Here is a 20,277-nt window from a genome sequence, read left to right as displayed (position 1 = left end):
AACCGCCCAAAGGCCTTCTTGAACTTCCGCATTCGACCCCCTCCATAATCCGGGAGTCATCTTCAGAATCCGTCTTGCCTTCCAATGCAATAGCCGGTGAAAACCCATATGCGATTCCCCTGCCCTCCAGGGGAGGGTAAGAGAGTCAGAACGACGTCCCCGCCCGCTTCGGCTTTTTCTCCTCGGCTTCGGCCTCGCGCGGCACCGCCTGGATCCGCAGCGCGGTGATGCGGTTGCGCTCGCGGCGCAGGACGCGGAAGCGGAAACCGTGAAAGGTAAAACTCTGGCCGCGCTCCGGGATCGATCGCGCCTCGTGGATCACGAGGCCCGCAACCGTGGTCGCCTCCTCGTCGGGAAGATTCCAGTCCATGGCGCGGTTGAGATCGCGGATCGGCACCGAGCCGTCGACCACCACCGAGCCGTCCGGCTGGGCGCGGACACCGGCCACCACCACGTCGTGCTCGTCGGAAATATCGCCGACGATCTCCTCCAGGATGTCTTCCAGCGTCACCATGCCTTCGACTTCGCCGTATTCGTCGACCACCAGGGCAAAATGGGTCTTGCGGCGGCGGAACGCCTTGAGCTGTTCGGAAACCGGGCGCATCTCCGGCACGAACCACGGCGGCAGCGCGATGGTCGAGACGTCGATCTTGGAAGTGTCGCCATCGGCGGCGCGAATCGCGCGCAGCAGGTCCTTGGCGTGCAGCACGCCGATGATGTTTTCCGGCTTCTCGCGCCACAGCGGAATCCGGGTGTATTCGGTGGCCAGCACCTCGGCCACCAGCTCCTCCGGCGGCAGGTCGGCATTGATCATCACCATCTCGGTGCGATGAACCATCACGTCGGAGACCTGAAGTTCGCGCAGATCCAACAGCCCGCCCAGCATGTCGCGATCCTGCTTTTCGACCTTGCCTTCGTGATGCAGCAGGTCGACCGCGCCGCGCAGCCGCTCGAACGGCGACAGGATCGGCTGGTTGACACCGATCTTGACGCCCAAGAGCCGCATCAGCATCCGGACGATCACCTCGACGACGGCAAGCAGCGGGCCCAGCACGTACACCATCAGCCTCATCGGGCGCGCCACCAGAAGCGCCACCCGGTCCGGCGCGTTGATGGCGATAGTTTTTGGCAGCACCTCGGCGAAGATCACGACCATCACCGTCATCACGCCGGTGGCATAGAGCACGCCGACCTCGCCGAACCAGGCGGTGAAGATGACGGTCGCCAGCGCCGAGGCGCCGATATTGGCGATGTTGTTGCCGAGCAGCAGCGCGCCGATCAGCCGTTCGCGCATCGCCGACAGGCTGGAGACGATCGCGGCGTCGCGATTGCCCTGTTTCGACAGCCGCAACATGCTGGCGCGCGATGCGCCGGTCATCGCGGTCTCGCTGGCGGCGAAGAACGCCGAGATCAGGAGACAGACGATGACGATGGAGAAGGTCAACCAGTCCATGGCGCGAAGTTCACTTTGTCTATGTCTGGAGCGCGAGAATCACGCTCAAAAGCCTGCTCTATACTTTGGCCGCCAGCTTTGCTTTCAGAAAATCGCGAACCCGTGACGGTTCGACGTCGGGGGCGATCACGGCGCGGCCGATTGCTTCCAGCAGGATGAAGGTGAGCCTGCCGCGCTTGACCTTCTTGTCCTGCGCCATCAGCGTCATCAGCGCGTCGGCGTCGGCCAGCCCCTCCTGGGCGAATCCCGCGATGTCCTGCAGATGGGTCGGCAGTCCGACCTCGGCAAGATGATGTTTGACCCGCGCCGCGCCGGATTGCGAAATCATTCCGAGTTCGGCGGAGAATTCAGCCGCCAGCACCATGCCGACGGCAACGCCCTCGCCATGGAATAGCCGGTCGGAAAAGCCGGTCGCGGCCTCCAGCGCGTGCCCGAAGGTATGGCCGAGATTGAGCAGCGCACGCTCGCCGGTCTCGCGCTCGTCGCGCGAGACGATCGCGGCCTTGGCGCGGCAGGAGGTGGCAATGGCGTGTTCGCGCGCCGCGCCGCCGGCGAAAATATCGGCGTGGTTGGCCTCGAGCCAGGCGAAGAAGGATTCGTCGCCGAGCACGCCATATTTGGCGACTTCGGCGTAGCCGGCGCGGAACTGGCGCGGCGACAGCGTGTCGAGCACCGCGGTATCGGCGATCACCAGCAGCGGCTGGTGAAACGCGCCGAGCAGGTTCTTGCCCTGCGGCGAGTTGATTCCGGTCTTGCCGCCGACGGACGAATCGACCTGCGCCAACAGCGAAGTCGGGACCTGCACGAAATCGACGCCACGGCGCAGGATCGCCGCGGCAAAGCCGGCGAGATCGCCGACCACGCCGCCGCCGAGCGCGATCACCAGATCGTTGCGCTCGATCCTGGCCGCGATCAATGCTTCGGAAACCTGGCCCAAGCCGGCATAGGTCTTCGAGCCTTCGCCTTCCTCGACAATGATGCGCGAGGTGGCGATGCCGGCCGCGGCCAGCGAGGCTTCGGTCCGCTCCAGCCAATGCTCGGCGACATTGCGATCGGTGACGATCGCCGTGCGCACGCCCGGCCGCAGCGCGGCGATGCGCGCGCCGAGTTGCGGCAGCACGCCGCGGCCGATCACGATGTCATAGGTGCGATCGCCGAGCGCGACATCGACGATGACGGAATCGGAATGTTTCAGGGGCGCGGTCATGGGCTCGTGCTCAGAAGGCCATGCAGGGCATCGATACATTCATCGACGATCTTTTCGTGCGGCACGTCGCGCGACCAGATCGTGATATCCGCGTGGCTATAGATCGGCTCGCGTTCCCCGATCAGCCGCTCGACGGTGCCGGCCGGATCGGCGGTCTGCAGCAGCGGGCGGTCGGCGCGGCGCTTCACGCGCTTCATGATGATGTCGGCATCCGCCTTGAGCCAGATCGAGACGGCCTTGTCGCGGATGCGGTTGCGGGTGTCCTCGCGCATGAAGGCGCCGCCGCCGGTCGCAAGCACCGCCGGGCCGCCGTCGAGCAGCCGTGCGATCACCCGCGCCTCGCCATCCCTGAAATGCGGTTCGCCATGGGCCTCGAAGATATCCGGTATCGACATGCCGGCCGCTGCCTCGATCTCGCTGTCGGCGTCAAGAAACGGCAACCGCAGCCGCGCCGACAGCCGCCGTCCGATGGTGGACTTGCCGGCGCCCATCATGCCGACCAGCACGACCGACCGCGTCCCCAGCGCTGAGGCGATCTCGGCCTCCTGGGATGTGCTGGCGCTGGCAGGTGTGGCTGTTTCAGGCATCGGCTTGGCTCAAGCGCCGCAGGATTGCGGCGTTCCGCGCCACCTATACTACCCCCGCCGATACCGTTGCCAGAGACTCTTGCAAGGCCACGGCGAACATGTAGGTAGTCGGGCTCATCCGAATGGTTAATTCGCCGACTGAGCCTCCGACATGCCCAGCCTGTTCCGCTTCCTGACGGTCGTCGCCATTATCGGCGGGATCGTCTATGGCGCGGTTTTCGCGCTGGCGAATTTCGTCAACCCGAAGCCGCGGGAAATGACCTTCACCATCCAGCCCGACAAGTTCCTCAAGAAATAGGTGCTAAGGTCGGGGCATGCGCTCCAGGACCTCAGACGCCAAGCTGATCAACCTGTTCCTCGACATGCTCGCGGCCGAACAGGGCGCGGGCGCCAACACGCTGGACGCCTATCGCCGCGACCTCACGGATTTCTCCGAATTCCTCGGCCGCGCCGGCCAAAACTTCGCCGCCGTCGAAACCCAGGCGTTGCGCGATTACCTCGCCGACCTCGACACCCGCGGATTCAAATCGTCGAGCGTGGCGCGGCGGTTGTCGGCGATGCGGCATTTGTTTCGCTTCCTGCTCAACGAGCGGATCAGAGGCGACGATCCGGCCGCGATCCTGTCGGGGCCGAAGCGCGGGCGCGGCCTGCCGAAAGTGCTGTCGATATCCGACGTCGACCGCCTGCTGGTGCGCGCGAAAGTGCTGACCGAGGCGCCGGAAGCCTCCAGGCCGCAGCAGCTTCGCGCGATGCGGCTCTATTGCCTGCTGGAGGTGCTCTATGCCACCGGCATGCGGGTGTCGGAACTGGTGGCGCTGCCGGTCTCGGCGGCGCGGCGCGACGCCCGCATGATCGTGGTGCGCGGCAAGGGCAACAAGGAACGGCTGGTGCCGCTGAACGAGGCCTCGCGGCAGGCGATGGCCGATTATCTCGCCGCGATGCAGGCGCACAAGCCGGACGCCAAAAAGAACGCCAAGCAGAACGCGGCCAGCTCGAAATGGCTGTTTCCCTCGTTCGGCGAGAGCGGTCATCTGACGCGGCAGCATTTCGCCCGCGACCTCAAGGAACTCGCGGCGTCCGCGGGCCTTGCGCCGCGGCTGGTCTCTCCGCACGTGCTGCGCCATGCCTTTGCCAGCCATCTGCTGCACAACGGCGCCGACCTGCGAATCGTGCAGACGCTGCTCGGCCACACCGACATCTCGACCACGCAGATCTACACCCATGTGGTCGAGGAGCGGCTCAAAAGCCTGGTGCGCGACCTGCATCCGCTGGCAGAGAAGTAGCTGCCGCCGCCCGAATCCGATGCGATGCCTTGACTTCGGCGCCGTCTCCCCCGAAACAGCCGAACGCCTGCCCGCGAGCTTCCCGGCGTGCCGTTCGACGTCGGTCGGGTTGCACGCCAAACAATTGAAGATGAACGCTTTATTCGCACGAAGCCGAACCGCTTCGCTCTCCGCCGCGTTCGCCCCTATATTGCCTTGATGCCGGATCCCATGCGCTCCTATCTCGATTTCGAAAAGCCCGTCGCCGAACTCGAAGCCAAGGTCGATGAATTGCGCGCGCTGGCAGCAACCGGCAGCGACATCGGCGACGAGATCGCGCGGGTCGAGGACAAGGCCGCGGAGGCGCTGACCGAACTCTACGCCAACCTGACGCCGTGGCAGAAGACGCTGGTGGCGCGCCATCCGCAGCGCCCGCATTTCACCGATTTCATCGAAGCGCTGATACCCGAATTCACCCCGCTTGCCGGCGACCGCAAGTTCGGCGAGGACGAGGCGCTGGTCGGCGGGTTCGGCCGCTTCCGCGGCGAGAGCATCTGCGTGATCGGCCAGGAGAAGGGCGCCACCACCGAATCACGCATCAAGCATAATTTCGGCATGGCGCGGCCCGAAGGCTACCGCAAGGCGGTGCGGCTGATGGAGATGGCCGAGCGCTTCGGCGTTCCCGTGCTGTCGATCGTGGATTCCGCCGGCGCCTATCCGGGCATCGGCGCCGAGGAACGCGGGCAGGCGGAGGCGATCGCGCGCTCCACCGATGCGTGTCTCTCGCTGGGCGTACCCAATGTCGCCGTCATCACCGGCGAGGGCATGTCGGGCGGCGCCATCGCCATCACCACGGCGAACCGCGTCCTGATGTTCGAGCACGCCATCTACAGCGTGATCTCGCCGGAGGCGGCGTCCTCGATCCTGTGGCGCGACGGCACCAAGGCGCAGGAAGCCGCGACCTCCATGAAGATCACGGCGCAGGACATGCTGCGTTTCGGCGTGATCGACTCGATCCTGAAGGAGCCCTCCGGCGGCGCACATCGCGATCCCACCGCCATGATCGCGGCCACCGGCGAGGCGATCGCGCGGGCCTTTGACGAACTGCGCAATCTCGATGCCGATGAGATCCGCAGGCGACGGCGGCAAAAGTTCCTCGATATCGGCCGAAAACTGGCCTGAGCGCCGCTTTTCCACTGAAACGGCCGCCAAATGAGGCCGTCCGGCCACAGATCCCGACTTTTTCGAGAATCCGCCATTTTGGCCCCAATTAGGCCCAGACAGCGATATTTAACTCCTGTTCATTATGCCGAGGATGGGGCCTTTTGCGGTGCAAGCGTCGGCTTGCGGCAGGGGGGCCCAAAGGTTAGTATTTTAGTCAATGGCTTCAGGGCACGGACGCTATGATGGGGTTGCGAAATTGCCCGTTGGGTGTGGAGCTTTGCATTGATTAGCCGCTCGCTTTGCCGCGCGCTCATCACCTCGGCCGCGCTGGCGGCCGGTGTGCTATTGGCCGGCTGCGACACCGATGAAATCTCGCTCGCCACCAACGCCAAGGCCAACCAGCCGGTCCCGCCAAAGCTCATCGCCGCGATGGTCGAGAAGGACATGGATCTGCAATCGCCGATCCTGGTCCGGCTGTTCAAGGAGGAGGCCGAGCTCGAAGTCTGGAAGCAGGATCGCTCGGGCCGGTTCGCGCTGTTGAAGACCTATCCGATCTGCCGCTGGTCGGGCGACCTCGGCCCCAAGGTCCGCGAAGGCGACCGCCAGGCGCCGGAAGGCTTCTACAACATCACGCCGGCGCAGATGAACCCGCAGTCGGCCTATTACCTCTCGTTCAATACCGGCTATCCCAATGCCTACGACCGGTCGCTCGGACACACCGGCTCCGAGCTGATGGTGCATGGCGACTGCTCCTCGCGTGGCTGCTACGCGATGACCGACGAGCAGATCGCGGAAATCTATTCGCTGGGGCGGGAGTCGTTCTTCGGCGGCCAGAAATCGTTCCAGTTCCAGGCCTATCCGTTCCGGATGACGGCGGTGAACATGGCGAAGCATCGCAACAATCCGAACATGGCATTCTGGAAGATGATCAAGGTCGGCTATGATCATTTCGAGATCACGCGCCAGGAGCCGAAGGTCGACGTCTGCGAGAAGAAATACGTGTTCGATGCCGTCAAGGCGCCGGACGCCAAGCGCGATCCGGTATTCGAGGCTTCCGCGAAATGCCCGGCCTATGTCATTCCCGACGAAGTCGCCGACGCGGTGCGCGAAAGGGAAGACCAGGATCAGGCCGAGTTCGCGAGGCTGGTTGACAAGGGCATGCCGGTCGCCCGCATGAACACCGGCATCGACGGCGGCATGAACAGGGTGTTCGCAGCCCGGGTGCCCAACGGTTCGACCGGCCTGTCCGAGGGCGGCGACATGCAGGGTATTGCGCTATTCAGCATGCCGCGCGCGCCCGGCACCATTCCGGGAACCGTCAATCCGCCGCGCGGCCCGGTGACGGCGCCGGATGAGCCGCTGCTGGCTTCGTCGACGGCCAACGCCCCGTCGACGCGCGTCGCATCGGCAGCGCCGAGCGCGCCGGCCTCCGACGACGGAGGGTTCTTCAGCAACCTCGCCCGCAAGGTTGGGCTGAGTGGTCCCGACACGACCGCCACCGCGCAGCCGGCTGCCGTTCCGGCGAAGCCGAAAACCATCGTGGCCAAGCGCGAAGCGCCGCCGCGTCCGGAAGGCTCGATCCCGAAGCCCGCCAAATCCGAGACCCGTCAGGCCGCCGCCCGCCCGCCATTGAAACCGACGGTGACGGACGGCCCGGCTCCATCAGCCCCGCCCGCAAAGGATGACGCGGTCGCGGGCTCGGTGCCGATCGTGCAGGCCAACTCGTTCGAGAGCCGATTCGGGGCGATCAAGTAAATCCGATCCACTCCATCTCGCCGTCATGGCCGGGCCTAGCCGTCCGAAGGACGGCGTCGCTTCCGCTCGCCTATGCCCGGCCATCCACGTCTTTGCCTGGGTCACAGAAAGACCTGGATGCCCGCGTCAAGCGCGGGCATGACGATGAAGCAGAATCGTAGGGTGGGCAAAGCGAAGCGTGCCCACCAAGCAAGTTGATCTTACAATCGAATGAAAGCGCGGTGGGCACGGCGCAAGTGCGCCTTTGCCCACCCTACCCGCTCACGCATATTTGCCGTGGCAGTGCTTGTACTTCTTGCCGGAGCCGCAGGGACAATCCTCGTTGCGGCCGATCTTGCCCCAGCTCGCCGGGTTCTTGGGATCGCGGCCCGCGGTGGCGGCGGGCACCAGCGAGGCATTGGCGAAGGCCAGTTCGTCCTCGCCGGTATTGGGATCGAACTTGTGTGCTTCCATCACCGGCAACGCCGGCGCCTGCTCCTCCGGCGGCACGATTTCGACGCGCATCAATTGCGCCGTGACCGCCTCGCGCAGGTTTGCGATCATCGCCTCGAACAGCGCGAACGCCTCCGACTTGTATTCCTGCAGCGGATCGCGCTGGCCGTAGCCGCGCAGACCGATCACCTGACGCAGATGATCGAGCATCACCAGATGTTCGCGCCAGAGATGATCGAGCGTCTGCAACAGGATGGTCTTCTCGACATAGCGCATCACCTCGGGGCCCCACTGCGCCACCTTGGCCGCCATGTGCTCGTCGACGCGGGTCTCGATGCGGGTCAGCAACTCCTCGTCGGCAATGCCCTCTTCCTTGGCCCAGACCTCGACCGGCAGATCGATACCGAGCACGCGCGTCAGCTCTTCCTTCAGCTCGGCGACATGCCATTGTTCGGCATAGGCGTGTTCCGGCACATGTTTGGTGACGATGTCGTCGACGAAGTCGTGGCGCATGCCGGCGACGGTTTCGGCGACGCTCTCATCCTTCATCAGGTTGATGCGATGGATGAAGATTTCCTTGCGCTGGTCGTTCTGGACGTTGTCGAACTTCAGCAGATTCTTGCGGATGTCGAAGTTTCTCGCTTCCACCTTCTGCTGCGCCTTCTCCAGCGCCTTGTTGATCCAGGGATGGATGATGGCCTCGCCCTCCTTGAGGCCGAGCCGCGTCAGCATGCTGTCGAGCCGGTCGGAGCCGAAGATCCGCATCAGATCGTCTTCCAGCGACAGGAAGAATTTGGAGCGCCCGGGGTCGCCCTGGCGGCCGGAGCGGCCGCGCAGCTGGTTGTCGATGCGGCGGGATTCGTGGCGTTCGGAGCCGATGATGTAGAGGCCGCCCGGCTTTGTCACGGTCTTGGCCGGCTTCGAACCCTTGGCGGGCTCGACCTCGATCACCTCTTCGGCTTTCAGCACGATCTCGCGAAAGCGTTCGACGTCGGCCTTGATCTGCTCGATCTTGGCGGCCTTCTCGGCCTCGTCGGTGATCCCTGCGGTCTCGTGCAAAATGCGCATTTCGAGCGAGCCGCCGAGCTTGATGTCGGTGCCGCGGCCGGCCATGTTGGTCGCGATCGTGATCGCGCCGGGCACGCCGGCCTCCGCCACGATATAGGCTTCCTGCTCGTGGAAGCGCGCGTTCAGCACCGCGAACAGTTTTGCCGGCTTGCCGGCGCGGGCCGCGGCGTACAGCTTCTCCATCGCGTTTTCGTTGCCGAAATCGATCTGCTTGTAGCCGTGCTTCTTGAGGTATTCGGCCAGCACCTCGGATTTTTCGATCGAGGCGGTGCCGACCAGCACCGGCTGCAGCCGCGTATTGGCGCGTTCCACCTCGGCCAGGATCGCGGCGTATTTCTCGGTCTGGGTGCGATAAACCTCGTCGTCCTCGTCGAGGCGGGCGACCGCCACGTTGGTCGGGATTTCCACGACCTCGAGCTTGTAGATGTCGAACAGTTCGTCGGCTTCGGTCGCCGCCGTGCCGGTCATGCCGGCGAGCTTCTCGTACATCCGGAAGTAATTCTGGAAGGTGATCGAGGCCAGCGTCTGGTTTTCCGGCTGCACCGACTGGTGCTCCTTGGCCTCCAGCGCCTGGTGCAGGCCCTCGGAATAGCGCCGTCCCGGCATCATGCGGCCGGTGAACTCGTCGATGATGATGACCTCATCGTCGCGGACGATGTAATCCTTGTCGCGGGTAAACAGCGAATGCGCGCGCAGCGCCTGGTTGATGTGGTGGACGACGGAAACGTTCTCGACGTCGTAGAGCGAATCGCCCTTGAGCTGGCCGGCGTCGCGCAACAGCGTCTCGATCTTTTCCATGCCGGCTTCGGTCAGCGTCACCGTGCGCTGCTTCTCGTCGACCTCGTAATCGGCGACCTTTTTCAGCTTCGGCATGAAGGTGTCGATGGTGTTGTAGAATTCCGAACGGTCGTCGAGCGGACCGGAGATGATCAGGGGCGTGCGCGCCTCGTCGATCAAGATCGAGTCGACTTCGTCGACGATGGCGTAGAAGTGACCGCGCTGGACCATGTCCTCGAGCCGGTACTTCATGTTGTCGCGCAGATAATCGAAGCCGTATTCGTTGTTGGTGCCGTAGGTGATGTCGCGCGCATAGGCCTCCTTGCGTTCGCCATCGTCCAGCCCGTGGACGATGACGCCGACCGAAAGCCCGAGGAAGTTGTAGATCTGGCCCATCCATTCGGAGTCGCGGCGGGCAAGGTAGTCGTTGACGGTGACGACGTGGACGCCCTTGCCGGCAAGCGCGTTGAGATAGACCGCCAGCGTCGCCACCAGCGTCTTGCCTTCGCCGGTCTTCATCTCGGCGATGTCGCCCTCGTGCAGCACCATGCCGCCGATCAGCTGGACGTCGAAATGGCGCTGGCCGAGCGTGCGCTTGGCCGCCTCGCGCACGGTGGCGAAGGCCGGAACCAGGATGTCGTCGAGCGTCCTGCCCTCGGCGAGCTGTTGTCGGAACTCGACGCTGCGGGCCTTCAGCGCTTCGTCCGAAAGCGCGGCGACCTCCGGCTCCAGTGCGTTGATGGCGTCGACGCGGGCCTGGTAACCCTTGATCCGCCGGTCATTGGCGGAGCCGAAAAACTTGCGGGCGAGCGCGCCGATCATGCCAAATTCCTGTTGTCTAGCGGTCCGGCTTAGCTGCCGTGAAATAAGCGACCCGGGTGCCTATCAACTCATCGTGACGCGACGCGGCACCGGCCCCGATCCGGGAGCATCCGCCAAATGAGTGGGAATTCAGCAATCCGAGGTTCAACGGCCGAAAAAGCGCTATCGCCCTTGACTTTGGTGCGGCAGAGATATGGCTGAGCCGGAGCCTTGTCAACGGCGCGAAGCTGTCAAGGATTTCATCATTTTGACAGGTTTTTCGCGTTGCCAAGGCGTGACGATTGGGCGAGTGTCCCGCCGCCACAAACAGCCCCATAAGGATTTTCCATGACCACCTCGTTTCCGGAAGCGAAAACCGGCCTGCGTTTCGGCCTCGCCGCGGCCGCCGTATCGGGCTGTCTCGCCATGGTCCTGCTCACCGGCGTGCCGGTCCGGGCCGACGACGCCAACCCCGTGCTGGCCAAGGTTAACGGCTCGGAGATCCGCCAAAGCGACCTCACGCTGGCGGAGGAGGAACTGGGCCCCAGCCTGGCGCAGATGGACCCGGCGACCAAGAAGGACAACGTGCTGTCGTTTTTGATCGACATGAAGATCGTCGCCAAGGCCGCCGAGGACAAGAAGGTCGAGAACTCGGAGGATTTCAAGAAGCGGCTGGCGTTCACCCGCAACCGGCTCTTGATGGACAGCCTGCTCGCGAGCGAGGGCAAGGCCGCGACCACCGACGAGGCCATGAAGAAGGTCTATGAGGACGCCTCCAAGCAGATCACCGGCGAGCAGGAAGTTCACGCCCGCCATATCCTGGTCGAGACCGAGGACGAGGCCAAGGCGGTCAAGGCCGAGCTGGACAAGGGCGCCGATTTCGCCGAGCTCGCCAAGAAGAAATCCAAGGATCCCGGCGCCTCCGACGGCGGCGACCTCGGCTTCTTCACCAAGGACCAGATGGTGCCGGAATTCTCCGCGGTCGCGTTCTCGCTGGAGCCGGGCAAAATCTCCGATCCGGTGAAGACCCAGTTCGGCTGGCACGTCATCAAGGTCGAGGAAAAGCGCAACCGCAAGGCGCCCGATTTCGAGCAGGTCAAGGGCCAGATCGAAACCTATGTGACCCGCAAGGCGCAGGCTGATTACGTGGCCAAGCTGCGCGAAACCGCCAAGGTCGAGCGGATGGACCAGGCCGCCGCCACCCCGGCCCAGCCGGACGCTGCCGCAAAGCCGGACGCAGCGGCGAAGCCGGATGCGGCAGCGCCCGCCGATTCCAAAATGGCCCCGGCGAAGAAGTAAGAATTCGCTGTCACTTCCTCGAAGCCGATAGTATTTACGATCGTCATGCCCGGCCTTGTGCCGGGCATCCACGTCTTGTGACCCTGTCGATGGGCCGGAAGACGTGGATGGCCGGGACAAGCCCGGCCATGACGATTTTCTTTGTCGATAAGGCATGCCCATGTCAGCCCACGTCTCCCCGCTCGCCCCGACCCACGTCCCCGAGATGCCCGCGATCGCCGGTGTGAAGCTTGCGACCGCCGCGGCCGGCATCCGCTACAAGGGCCGCACCGACGTGCTGCTTGCGGTGATGGACAAGGGGACTGCGGTCGCCGGCGTCTTCACCCAGTCGAAATGCCTTTCGGCGCCGGTCGAATGGTGCCGCGCGAAACTTTCCCGCGGGGCGGCGCGCGCGCTGGTGGTAAATTCCGGCAACGCCAACGCCTTCACCGGCAAGACCGGCCGGCAGTCGACCGCGCTGACCGCCGCGATCGCCGCGAAAGCCGTCGGCTGCGGCGCCAATGAGGTGTTCCTTGCATCCACCGGCGTGATCGGCGAGCCGCTCGATGCGACGAAATTCAACGGCGTGCTCGGTACGCTGGCGGAGCAGGCCGCGCCCGGCCGGTGGATGGACGCGGCCAGGGCGATCATGACCACCGACACCTTTCCCAAGGTCGCGACCGCGACCGTGAAGCTCGGCAACGCGAGCGTCACGATCAACGGCATGGCCAAGGGCGCCGGCATGATCATGCCCGACATGGCGACCATGCTGGCCTTCGTGTTCACCGACGCGCCGATCGCATCAGGCGCGCTGCAATCGCTGCTCAGGAGCGGCGTCGAGGACACCTTCAATGCCGTCACCATCGACGGCGACACCTCGACCTCAGACACGCTGCTCGTCTTCGCCACCGGAGCCGCGGCCGCCCATGGCGCGCCGAGAATCAGCCGCGCCGGCGATCCCCGGCTGAAGGCCTTTGCCAGGGCTTTCCGGGGCGTGCTGGCCGATCTGGCGGAGCAAATCGCGCGCGACGGCGAAGGCGCGCGAAAGCTGGTCGAGATCATCGTCGAGGGCGCGACCTCGAAGAAATCCGCGCGCCGGATCGCGATGTCGGTGGCGAATTCGCCGTTGGTGAAGACCGCGATCGCCGGCGAGGACGCCAATTGGGGCCGCGTGGTGATGGCGGTCGGCAAAGCCGGCGAGCCGGCCGACCGCGACAGACTGTCGATCTCGTTCAACGGCATCCGCGTCGCCAAAAGCGGCGCGCGCGACCCCTCCTATGACGAGACTGAAGTTTCCAATGCGATGAAGAACCCGAAGGTCCAGATCAGGATCGCGCTCGGCCTCGGCAAGGGCCGCGACCGCGTGCTGACCTGCGACCTCACCAAGGAATATGTCGCGATCAACGGCGACTACCGGTCGTGAACGCCGCGACCGGCTGACGCCCTTTGTTGCCCTCAATTGGTAATGTGGGCGGTCTGCAGCGAGTGGTTGAACATCGCGTTCAGCGAGTTCTGGATGTCCGTTGGCGTGTTCGCCGTATAGAAGTAGCTGCCCCCGGCGTCAGCCGGCGACGCGCAGGCCTGCAGACTGGGCGGGATATTCGGGATGTTGTTGTTGGCCGCGTCGTCCTCGTCATTGGCAAAGGATGCGTTCACCGGATTGATGGTCTGGTAGGGGATGTAGAGCACGGAAACGATGATGCCGCGGCTCTTCAGCGTCGTACAGACATTGGGGTAGCTGTTGGAGGGGTCGCTCAGCACGGTGGCGTGGTTGCTGCCGGACCAGCCGCCGTTGGGTGTCCCCTTGCTTTGCGGATCCTGGGCGCCGTCGGTGACGAGGAAGACGTAAGGCAGCGTCTTGGTCGAGGAGCTGCCATCGCCGACGGTCTTGATCAGGCCGTTGATGCTGTTGAGCGCATTGTCGATATGCGTGCCGCCCGAGCCGAGATTTCCGTCCATGTTGGTATCGAGCTCGGTAGCAAGGTTGGCGGCCGCGTAATTAATGGTGCCGGACACCGCGGGATTGCCATTGATGGTTGCGGTCAGAGGCGCATAATTCGGGTCGATATTCAGGATGAAGGGGTAGATCCCGATCCGGAATTGACTGGTGATGATTTCCTTGCTGTTGGCGGTCGTCAGCAACTGATTCACGGCGTAGCCGACCGCGTCGAGGCGCAACTGGATGCAGGCGTCGGTGCCGGCGGTGGGGCAGGATGAAACCGCCGGCAGCCCCCATTTGGGATCCGTGTTGAGCGAACCGGGCAGGCCGGAAATCATCGACGTCGGGAAGCCGGGAACCTGCTTCGGCACGGTCTTGGTCGACGCCATGGTGAGGAGGTTGGAGAGCGCACTCTGACTGACGCGCGAATACGAATAGCCCATGCAATAACTGTTCGTACTGTAGGCTTGGGTATAGTTGGCATTGGTAGGGGGATTGGCAGGGTAGTTGGTAGGGGGCGTGACACTGGAATCATCGGTGCACGCGCTCTTCTGCGGGGCAAAATGGCAGGCCAGGGTGCAGCCGGTCGGATACTGGACAAAGTTGTCCGGGTTGATCGCCTGCATCCGGATGGCTTCGTTCGTCGTCGACGGCAGGCCCATCGAGCCTGAAACGTCCAGCGTCAGGTAGAAATCCAGATAGGGCGGCAGCGAGGCGTTCGATGTCGAACTGCCGGTCACCGTGAGGGTGGTGTAGCCGATGGCCTTCAGGAAGGTGACCGGAACCTGGGCAGTGAAGCTGACATTGGAAGCGAGCTTGATCCCGGTTTTCGTCACGGTTGGCGTAGGGCTCGCCTGCACCGAGAGGCCCGCATAGCCGGGAATGGTGGCCACGTTGCCGTTGAAGACGTTGGTGGCGTCGGTGACGCCGGCCGGGATGGTCCCGTCGGTCGTCATCAGCGACGCGGCGATATAACCCGCCGATTTCTGGGAAATCGCGGCGACGCTGGCGGCGTCGGCCGCCGACTGCAGCTTGGCCTTTATCCTGGAGGCGTTCGAATAGTCGACCGCGCAACCGACCGCCGTGATCAGGGGTACGCAGGAGATCGCGAAGATCACCGCGATATTGCCGCGCCGATCCCTTCGGAAACGGTCGATCAAGCCAAGAGCTTTGCGCATGGGAGGATGCCTGTTCCGGTTCAAACCGCGTAGAACTTAAGGTCGGCGGATTAAATATCGCTTAGCGCGACTGTGGAAAGGCGAGGGCAATACGGTTAATGCATCCTTCCCGCTGGTTGAAAGGTCCGCCCGCAAGGCATCGCTCGCATGACGCCCATCAAACTCACTCTCGTCGTCGCCTGCGCGCTGGTCGATGTCGACAAGCGCGTGCTGATCGCGCAGCGGCCGCCGGGCAAGTCGATGGCCGGGCTGTGGGAATTTCCCGGCGGCAAGGTCGAGCCCGGCGAGCGGCCGGAGGCGACCCTGATCCGCGAATTGCACGAGGAGATCGGCATCACCGTGAAGGAAGCCTGCCTCGCACCGCTCACCTTCGCCAGCCACGCCTATGACGATTTTCATCTCCTGATGCCGCTCTACATCTGCCGGCGCTGGGACGGCGAGGTGCGCGCGCGCGAGGGGCAAAGATTAGCCTGGGCCCGCGCCAACAAGCTGCGCGACTATCCGATGCCGCCGGCCGACATTCCGCTGATTCCGCATCTGATCGATTTGCTGATGTGAGGGACTGTCGCCCTGCGAACGCAGAGACCCAGCGCCGCGGCGCTCATTTTGAAAGACGCTGTTCGACGGCTTCGCACAACAACTGCTTCCTGTGATTATGGGTCCCTGCGTTCGCAGGGACGACGGAGATTTTGAGGTCGTCATTGCGAGCGTAAGCGAAGCAATCCATCGTGCAACAAGGCAGTAAGCAAGAGTGGATTGCTTCGCTGCGCTCGCAATGACGTCGAGACATCACTCCGCAATCTCGCCGCATTATTTCTGTAATTTAGAAAATATTTTTTATAATTCAGTACACATCGTCATGCCCGGGCTTGTCCCAGGCATCCATGTCTTTACAGACGTTGGCAGCAGAAAGACGTGGATCGCCGGGCATAGGCGAGCGGAAGCGACGCCGTCCTTCGGACGGCTATGCCGGCCATGACGAACCTTGCCCAATCATCGCTTCGACCCCCGCACCGCGTCGGCCAGGCTCGTTTTCGCCGACCCCGGCTGTAGCGGTTGTTGCTGGCTCTCATGTGGGGCCCAGCCGGACAGCCAGATCACGTCGAAGGTGGCGCGGATGCGGCCGTCCGGGTCTGAGAAGCGCTCGCTATAGATCTGCGCCATCCGCAGCATCGTGGCGCGGCGGGTCGGCGTCCGCCGCCGCTCGACCAGCACATTGGTGGCGCCCATGCGCCGGAGGTCGGCCATCAGCGCGAATGCGCTGTCGTAGCGCACCACGGCGCGGTCGACGTCGGTGACCGGCAGCGCAAAGCCCGCGCGCTGCAGCAGGGCGCCGACATCGCGCAGATCGACAAATGGCGCGACATGTGGCGATACTCCGCCTTCGAGCTCGGCTTCGGCCGCGGCAAAGGATTGCCGGAGCTCGGTCAGCGTATCGCCGCCGGTCATCGCCGCCAGCAACAGCCCGTCGGGTTTCAGCGCGCGGCGGAGTTGCGCAAGCACACCCGGCAGATCGTTGACGAATTGCAGGACGAGCACGGAGACGGCCAGATCGATCGATTCCGGCTGCAACGCCAGCGGCTCGGATTCCACGTCCGGCAGATCGATCCGCGCGAGCCGTTCGACCAGCCCCACCAGCGCGTTGTGGAGCTGCATGCCTGGCGTTCCGACGTCGGCCGCGTCCTTGAATTTCCGCATCACGGCTTGCAGCCGTTCCGCGGCATCTTCGCCCGCGCGATCGAGCAGGAAGGTCGCGGGCCCCAAGCGCAGCGCGCGACGCTGCCGCATCCGCAGCAAGGCGCGGTCGAACAGCACAGGCGCGGCACCTGGATTTGAGGCCATGCCGGTTGGTACGCCGATCCGCCGGTGGCTGACAATCCGGCCGATCGGAATCCTAATTGAGTCTAAAAAGATACTTTTCAGTACGCGCGTTACAGGCTAGCTTTTTGGCATGGCCACAGAAAAAGCCGAAACCGACCGCGTTCCGATCACCTTGGCGCTCTCGACCATTGGCTATCTCGAAAAGCTGGTGCGGCAGGGTACCCACGGCACCAGCGTCCCCGGCGTCGCCAGAACCCTGATCGAGGAAGGCATCCGGCTCGCCATCAAGGACGGGCTGTTGTCGATCCGCGACAACGGCAAGACGTAAGGGGGGAGCATGAGCGCCAAGGAACCCACCTGGACCGACGAGCGCCTCGAACGTCTCAAAAGCGGCTTTGCCGCCGGGCTGACCTGCCGGGAAATCGCCGACGACATTGGGGTGAGCCGCAACGCCGTGATCGGCAAGCTTTCCCGCCTGCATTTGACCCGCGAAAAGGGCGACGGCCCGCCGCGCCCGCCGCGCAAGGAGGCGGCGAAGGGACGCCGCCGGGGATCGGTGCCACGGCTGCAATATCAGATGCTCAAGGCGCTGTACGCCAAGCCGCCAGCCGCCCTCGAGGCGCCGATCGACACCGGACACGCCTGCTCGCTGCTCGAATTGAGCGAGCAAAGATGCCGCTGGCCGATCTCGAGCCCAGGCGAAAAGGATTTTTGCTTCTGCGGCAATACGCCGGTCGACGGCCTGCCCTATTGCCCCGGCCATACAAGGCTGGCCTACCGGCCGGGCTCGCGCCAAAACCGCAGGGTGGGTTGAGCTCTTCGCGAAACCCGCCGTCTCACGTCAAGCAGCGTCCGGTGGGTTTCGCAAGGGCTCAACCCACCCTGCGGATTCGCGCCAGCGCGCTGGCACGCAGTTGCGGCTTTCCGGCCACACAAGCCGACATTACTCGCCTGTTTCCAATTGTTACGGTGACTTCCATCAGCCCCTTTGCGAGAGTCCGCCTGGTCGCGGAGTGAATCAGGGGGGCTCTTGGCGCTTTTCGGGACGAAAGCCGTTGGCATGGCCTGCCCTGCGCGGGGCCGGACGCTGCGCGCCGCGCTGCTTTCGGGCGCGGCGCTGATCGGCGCATGCGGCGCTGCCGTCTCGCCGGCACGGGCGCAGACCTGGGGTGGCGCCGGCAGCACGACGGCCACCACGGACTACAATCTCGGCACCAATTGGAGCACGGGCGTCGCTCCCGTCGCATCCGGCGGTGCGGTGTTCGACGCCACGGGACAGGCGACGGTCGTCGTCACCAGCGGCCCCATCACGCCGTTTGCCTGGACGTTCAATACCACGTCGCAATCCTACACGATCAGCGGCGCCGCGGTAAATTTTGGTGACGGGCTGACCAACAACGCCAATGCGGGTCAGATCATCACGATCAGCAACGACATGACCGGAAGCGATTTGACCAATGGCGGCAAACTCGTGTTGTCGGGCACGATCAAGTTTTCCAATTTTATGCAAAATTTTGGCACGATGACCAATAACGGAACGATCAACAATACGGTGCTGAATGGTGGCTTGGCGGCGTTCACCGCGGTCTTCAACAATTCAGGCACGATATCAGCAATCGGGACGACATTCGGTTCGGTGAACCTTGCGTCAACCAGTGTCGTCGGCAGCATCTTCAATAATCAGGGGGGCGTCAATGCACAGGGACAGATCACCGGCATAATCAACAATGAGGGCGGATTTTCCGTTACGGGCACGCTGACTGGCGGGGCCGGTCTAGCTAACCTACCCGGCGGCTTCTTCGTCGTCGGCGGCGGCGATGCCACTCTCGGCCAGGTGACCAATGGAGGTACCGACGTGGCAACCATCCAGGTTTCCGCCGGCCGGACCTTGACCGCCACGAGCGTCACAAACACCGGCCCCGGGATCATCAACAATTTCGGCACGCTGACGGCGCCCACCATCGTGAACAATCAGAGCGCCACCTTGAACACCAATGCGGCGACCAGCGTCGTCAACGGCAATCTGACCAACAACGGAATCGTCAACGCAGCCGGCCAGATCAACGGCGCGATCGTCAATCAGGGCTTGATCAGCCCTTCCAGCGCCCCAAGCGTGTTCACCGTCACCGGCGATCTTGCCGTCAACAGCAGCTTCATCAACTCCCAACAGGCGCGGTTGACGGTTTCGGGCGGCAATCTCACCGGCATTACCACCCTGGACAACTCCTCGACCGTCGGGATCACGGTCTCCGCCGGGCGGACGCTGAGCGCGAATACGATCCTCAACGAGGCCGGGGCGTTCCTCTCCAATTTTGGTACGCTGACGGCGACAGCGGGCATCACGAACTCTTTGGGCGTGTTTAGCACCACAGGCGTAGTGAACGGCAGTCTGGCCAACTCCGGAACGGTGTTTGCCCGAGGCCAGATCAACGGTCCGATTTTCAATACCGGCGATCACGTCACCGGCGGTCTGTTCAACGTCACCGGCGACCTTGCGGTCAACAATACCTTCACCAATGACGCCAGCGCGGGTCTGTTCGTGGTCAGCGGTAATCTCACCGGCATTACCACTTTGGACAACAAATCCACCGATCCGGCAGGGGTCACCATTGCCGCCGGCCGGACGCTGAGCGCGAACGCGGTGGTCAACGAAGCCGGTGCCACCATCAACGATGCGGGCACGCTGACCGCGCTGACGAGTTTCGCGAACAGCGGCACCCTCACCGGCCCGGGCACCATCATCGGCAATCCCGTCATCAACAGTGGCGGCATCTTCGCGCCGGGCAACGGCACGCCGGGTTCGTCGATGGCCGTGACCGGCAATCTCGCGTTCCAGTCCGGGGCGATCTACCTGGTCCAGCTCAATCCGGCGACGTCGTCATTGGCCAATGTCACGGGCACGGCGACGCTCGGCGGCGCGACCGTCGATGCGTTCTGGGCCAATGGCAGCTATGTCTCGAAGAAATATACCATCCTGACGGCGACCGGCGGCGTCAACGGCAGCTTCGGACCGCTGGTGAACACCAACCTGCCGGCGAATTTCTCGACCAGCCTGAGTCAGGACGCCAATAACGCCTTTCTCAATCTGACGCTGAGCTTCGCGCCGCCTCCGGGCCCGATCGGCGGCCTCAACGGCAACCAGCAGAATGTCGCCAACGCGCTGATCAATTTCTTCAACACCACCGGCGGCATTCCGATGGTCTACGCCACGCTGTCGCCGGGTGGGCTGTCGCAGGCCGCGGGCGAGACCGCAACGGGTTCGCAGCAGACGACGTTCGACGCCATGACGCAATTCATGGGGCTGTTGACCGATCCCTTCATGGCTCGTTCGGGCAACGGCGCAGGCGGCACCGGTGCGACGCCGTTCGCCGAAGAGGCCGACGCGGCGAATGCCTATGCGGCATCACGCTCGAAGAGCGAGCGCGACGCCTACGCCGCGATCTATCGCAAGGCGCCCTTGGCCGCTCCGTTCGTTCCGAGTTGGAGCGTATGGGCGGCGGGGTATGGCGGCTCGCAGACGACCGATGGCAACGCGGCGCTGGGCTCGAATAACAC

General features: G+C 64.0%; 16 protein-coding genes. 10 read left to right on the top strand and 6 right to left on the bottom strand.

Translation table 11 applies throughout. From position 1 onward, the window contains the following. Positions 1-145 precede the first annotated feature (145 nt). Genes VK804_RS10160 through VK804_RS10150 form a run of 3 tightly spaced genes read right to left on the bottom strand, consistent with a single transcriptional unit; the run spans position 146 to position 3,247 of the window. Positions 146-1,453 carry an HlyC/CorC family transporter gene (locus tag VK804_RS10160; protein ID WP_325370546.1) on the bottom strand — a complete coding sequence of 436 codons (1,308 nt, stop codon included), beginning with the start codon at positions 1,451-1,453 and terminating at the stop codon, positions 146-148. 58 nt (positions 1,454-1,511) lie between these two features. Further along, complete coding sequence (gene aroB, locus VK804_RS10155; RefSeq protein ID WP_325370544.1) at positions 1,512-2,660, bottom strand: 3-dehydroquinate synthase; 1,149 nt, start codon at positions 2,658-2,660, stop codon at positions 1,512-1,514. Further along, positions 2,657-3,247, bottom strand: coding sequence for a shikimate kinase (locus VK804_RS10150; RefSeq protein ID WP_325370542.1), 591 nt, complete (start codon positions 3,245-3,247; stop codon positions 2,657-2,659). Before VK804_RS10150 ends, aroB begins: the two co-directional genes overlap by 4 nt. 151 nt (positions 3,248-3,398) lie before the next feature. Here VK804_RS10150 and VK804_RS10145 point away from each other — a divergent pair, with 151 nt between their 5' ends. The 4 genes from VK804_RS10145 (at position 3,399) to VK804_RS10130 (ending at position 7,428) form a co-directional block, all read left to right on the top strand. Next, positions 3,399-3,545 carry a histidine kinase gene (locus VK804_RS10145; protein ID WP_325370541.1) on the top strand — a complete coding sequence of 49 codons (147 nt, stop codon included), beginning with the start codon at positions 3,399-3,401 and terminating at the stop codon, positions 3,543-3,545. Positions 3,546-3,561: 16 nt separating this feature from the next. Beyond that, positions 3,562-4,530, top strand: a complete 969-nt coding sequence (gene xerD / locus VK804_RS10140; protein ID WP_325370539.1) for a site-specific tyrosine recombinase XerD — start codon at positions 3,562-3,564, stop codon at positions 4,528-4,530. 198 nt (positions 4,531-4,728) lie between these two features. Next, the gene (locus VK804_RS10135; RefSeq protein WP_325370536.1) at positions 4,729-5,691 is read left to right on the top strand and encodes an acetyl-CoA carboxylase carboxyltransferase subunit alpha; all 963 of its coding nucleotides are present in this window, start codon (positions 4,729-4,731) and stop codon (positions 5,689-5,691) included. Between the two features lie 264 nt (positions 5,692-5,955). Further along, positions 5,956-7,428: a L,D-transpeptidase family protein gene (locus tag VK804_RS10130; protein WP_325370534.1), complete on the top strand. Its 1,473-nt coding sequence runs from the start codon at positions 5,956-5,958 to the stop codon at positions 7,426-7,428. Between the two features lie 261 nt (positions 7,429-7,689). Here the strand turns inward: VK804_RS10130 and secA are convergent, their stop codons facing one another. After that, on the bottom strand, positions 7,690-10,527 hold the full coding sequence (secA, locus tag VK804_RS10125; RefSeq protein ID WP_325370532.1) for a preprotein translocase subunit SecA: 2,838 nt from the start codon (positions 10,525-10,527) through the stop codon (positions 7,690-7,692). A gap of 327 nt (positions 10,528-10,854) precedes the next feature. Between secA and VK804_RS10120 the strand changes: the two genes are divergently transcribed. Further along, positions 10,855-11,805 carry a peptidylprolyl isomerase gene (locus tag VK804_RS10120; protein WP_325370530.1) on the top strand — a complete coding sequence of 317 codons (951 nt, stop codon included), beginning with the start codon at positions 10,855-10,857 and terminating at the stop codon, positions 11,803-11,805. A 160-nt stretch (positions 11,806-11,965) separates the two neighbouring features. Further along, positions 11,966-13,207: a bifunctional glutamate N-acetyltransferase/amino-acid acetyltransferase ArgJ gene (gene argJ / locus VK804_RS10115; RefSeq protein ID WP_325370548.1), complete on the top strand. Its 1,242-nt coding sequence runs from the start codon at positions 11,966-11,968 to the stop codon at positions 13,205-13,207. 32 nt (positions 13,208-13,239) lie between these two features. Here argJ and VK804_RS10110 read toward each other — a convergent pair whose 3' ends face one another. Continuing rightward, on the bottom strand, positions 13,240-14,901 hold the full coding sequence (locus tag VK804_RS10110) for a TadE/TadG family type IV pilus assembly protein (protein ID WP_325370528.1): 1,662 nt from the start codon (positions 14,899-14,901) through the stop codon (positions 13,240-13,242). 147 nt (positions 14,902-15,048) lie between these two features. Between VK804_RS10110 and VK804_RS10105 the strand changes: the two genes are divergently transcribed. After that, positions 15,049-15,459 carry a (deoxy)nucleoside triphosphate pyrophosphohydrolase gene (locus VK804_RS10105; RefSeq protein ID WP_325370526.1) on the top strand — a complete coding sequence of 137 codons (411 nt, stop codon included), beginning with the start codon at positions 15,049-15,051 and terminating at the stop codon, positions 15,457-15,459. A 435-nt stretch (positions 15,460-15,894) separates the two neighbouring features. Here the strand turns inward: VK804_RS10105 and VK804_RS10100 are convergent, their stop codons facing one another. Next, positions 15,895-16,743 (bottom strand): methyltransferase domain-containing protein, encoded by an 849-nt coding sequence (locus tag VK804_RS10100; RefSeq protein ID WP_325370524.1) that lies wholly within the window; start codon positions 16,741-16,743, stop codon positions 15,895-15,897. Positions 16,744-16,852: 109 nt separating this feature from the next. Between VK804_RS10100 and VK804_RS10095 the strand changes: the two genes are divergently transcribed. From VK804_RS10095 to VK804_RS10085, 3 genes are all read left to right on the top strand, one after another. Then, the gene (locus VK804_RS10095) at positions 16,853-17,050 is read left to right on the top strand and encodes a hypothetical protein (protein ID WP_325370522.1); all 198 of its coding nucleotides are present in this window, start codon (positions 16,853-16,855) and stop codon (positions 17,048-17,050) included. Between the two features lie 9 nt (positions 17,051-17,059). Then, on the top strand, positions 17,060-17,536 hold the full coding sequence (locus VK804_RS10090; protein WP_325370520.1) for a GcrA family cell cycle regulator: 477 nt from the start codon (positions 17,060-17,062) through the stop codon (positions 17,534-17,536). Positions 17,537-17,782: 246 nt separating this feature from the next. Beyond that, the coding region (locus VK804_RS10085) for a hypothetical protein (RefSeq protein WP_325370518.1) at positions 17,783-20,277 on the top strand (2,495 nt) is incomplete at its 3' end.

Source organism: Bradyrhizobium sp., assembly GCF_035484855.1.
Taxonomy (GTDB): domain Bacteria; phylum Pseudomonadota; class Alphaproteobacteria; order Rhizobiales; family Xanthobacteraceae; genus Bradyrhizobium.
The sequence above is the reverse complement of the archived record's forward strand: the minus strand, read 5'-3'. Positions and strand labels throughout refer to the sequence as shown.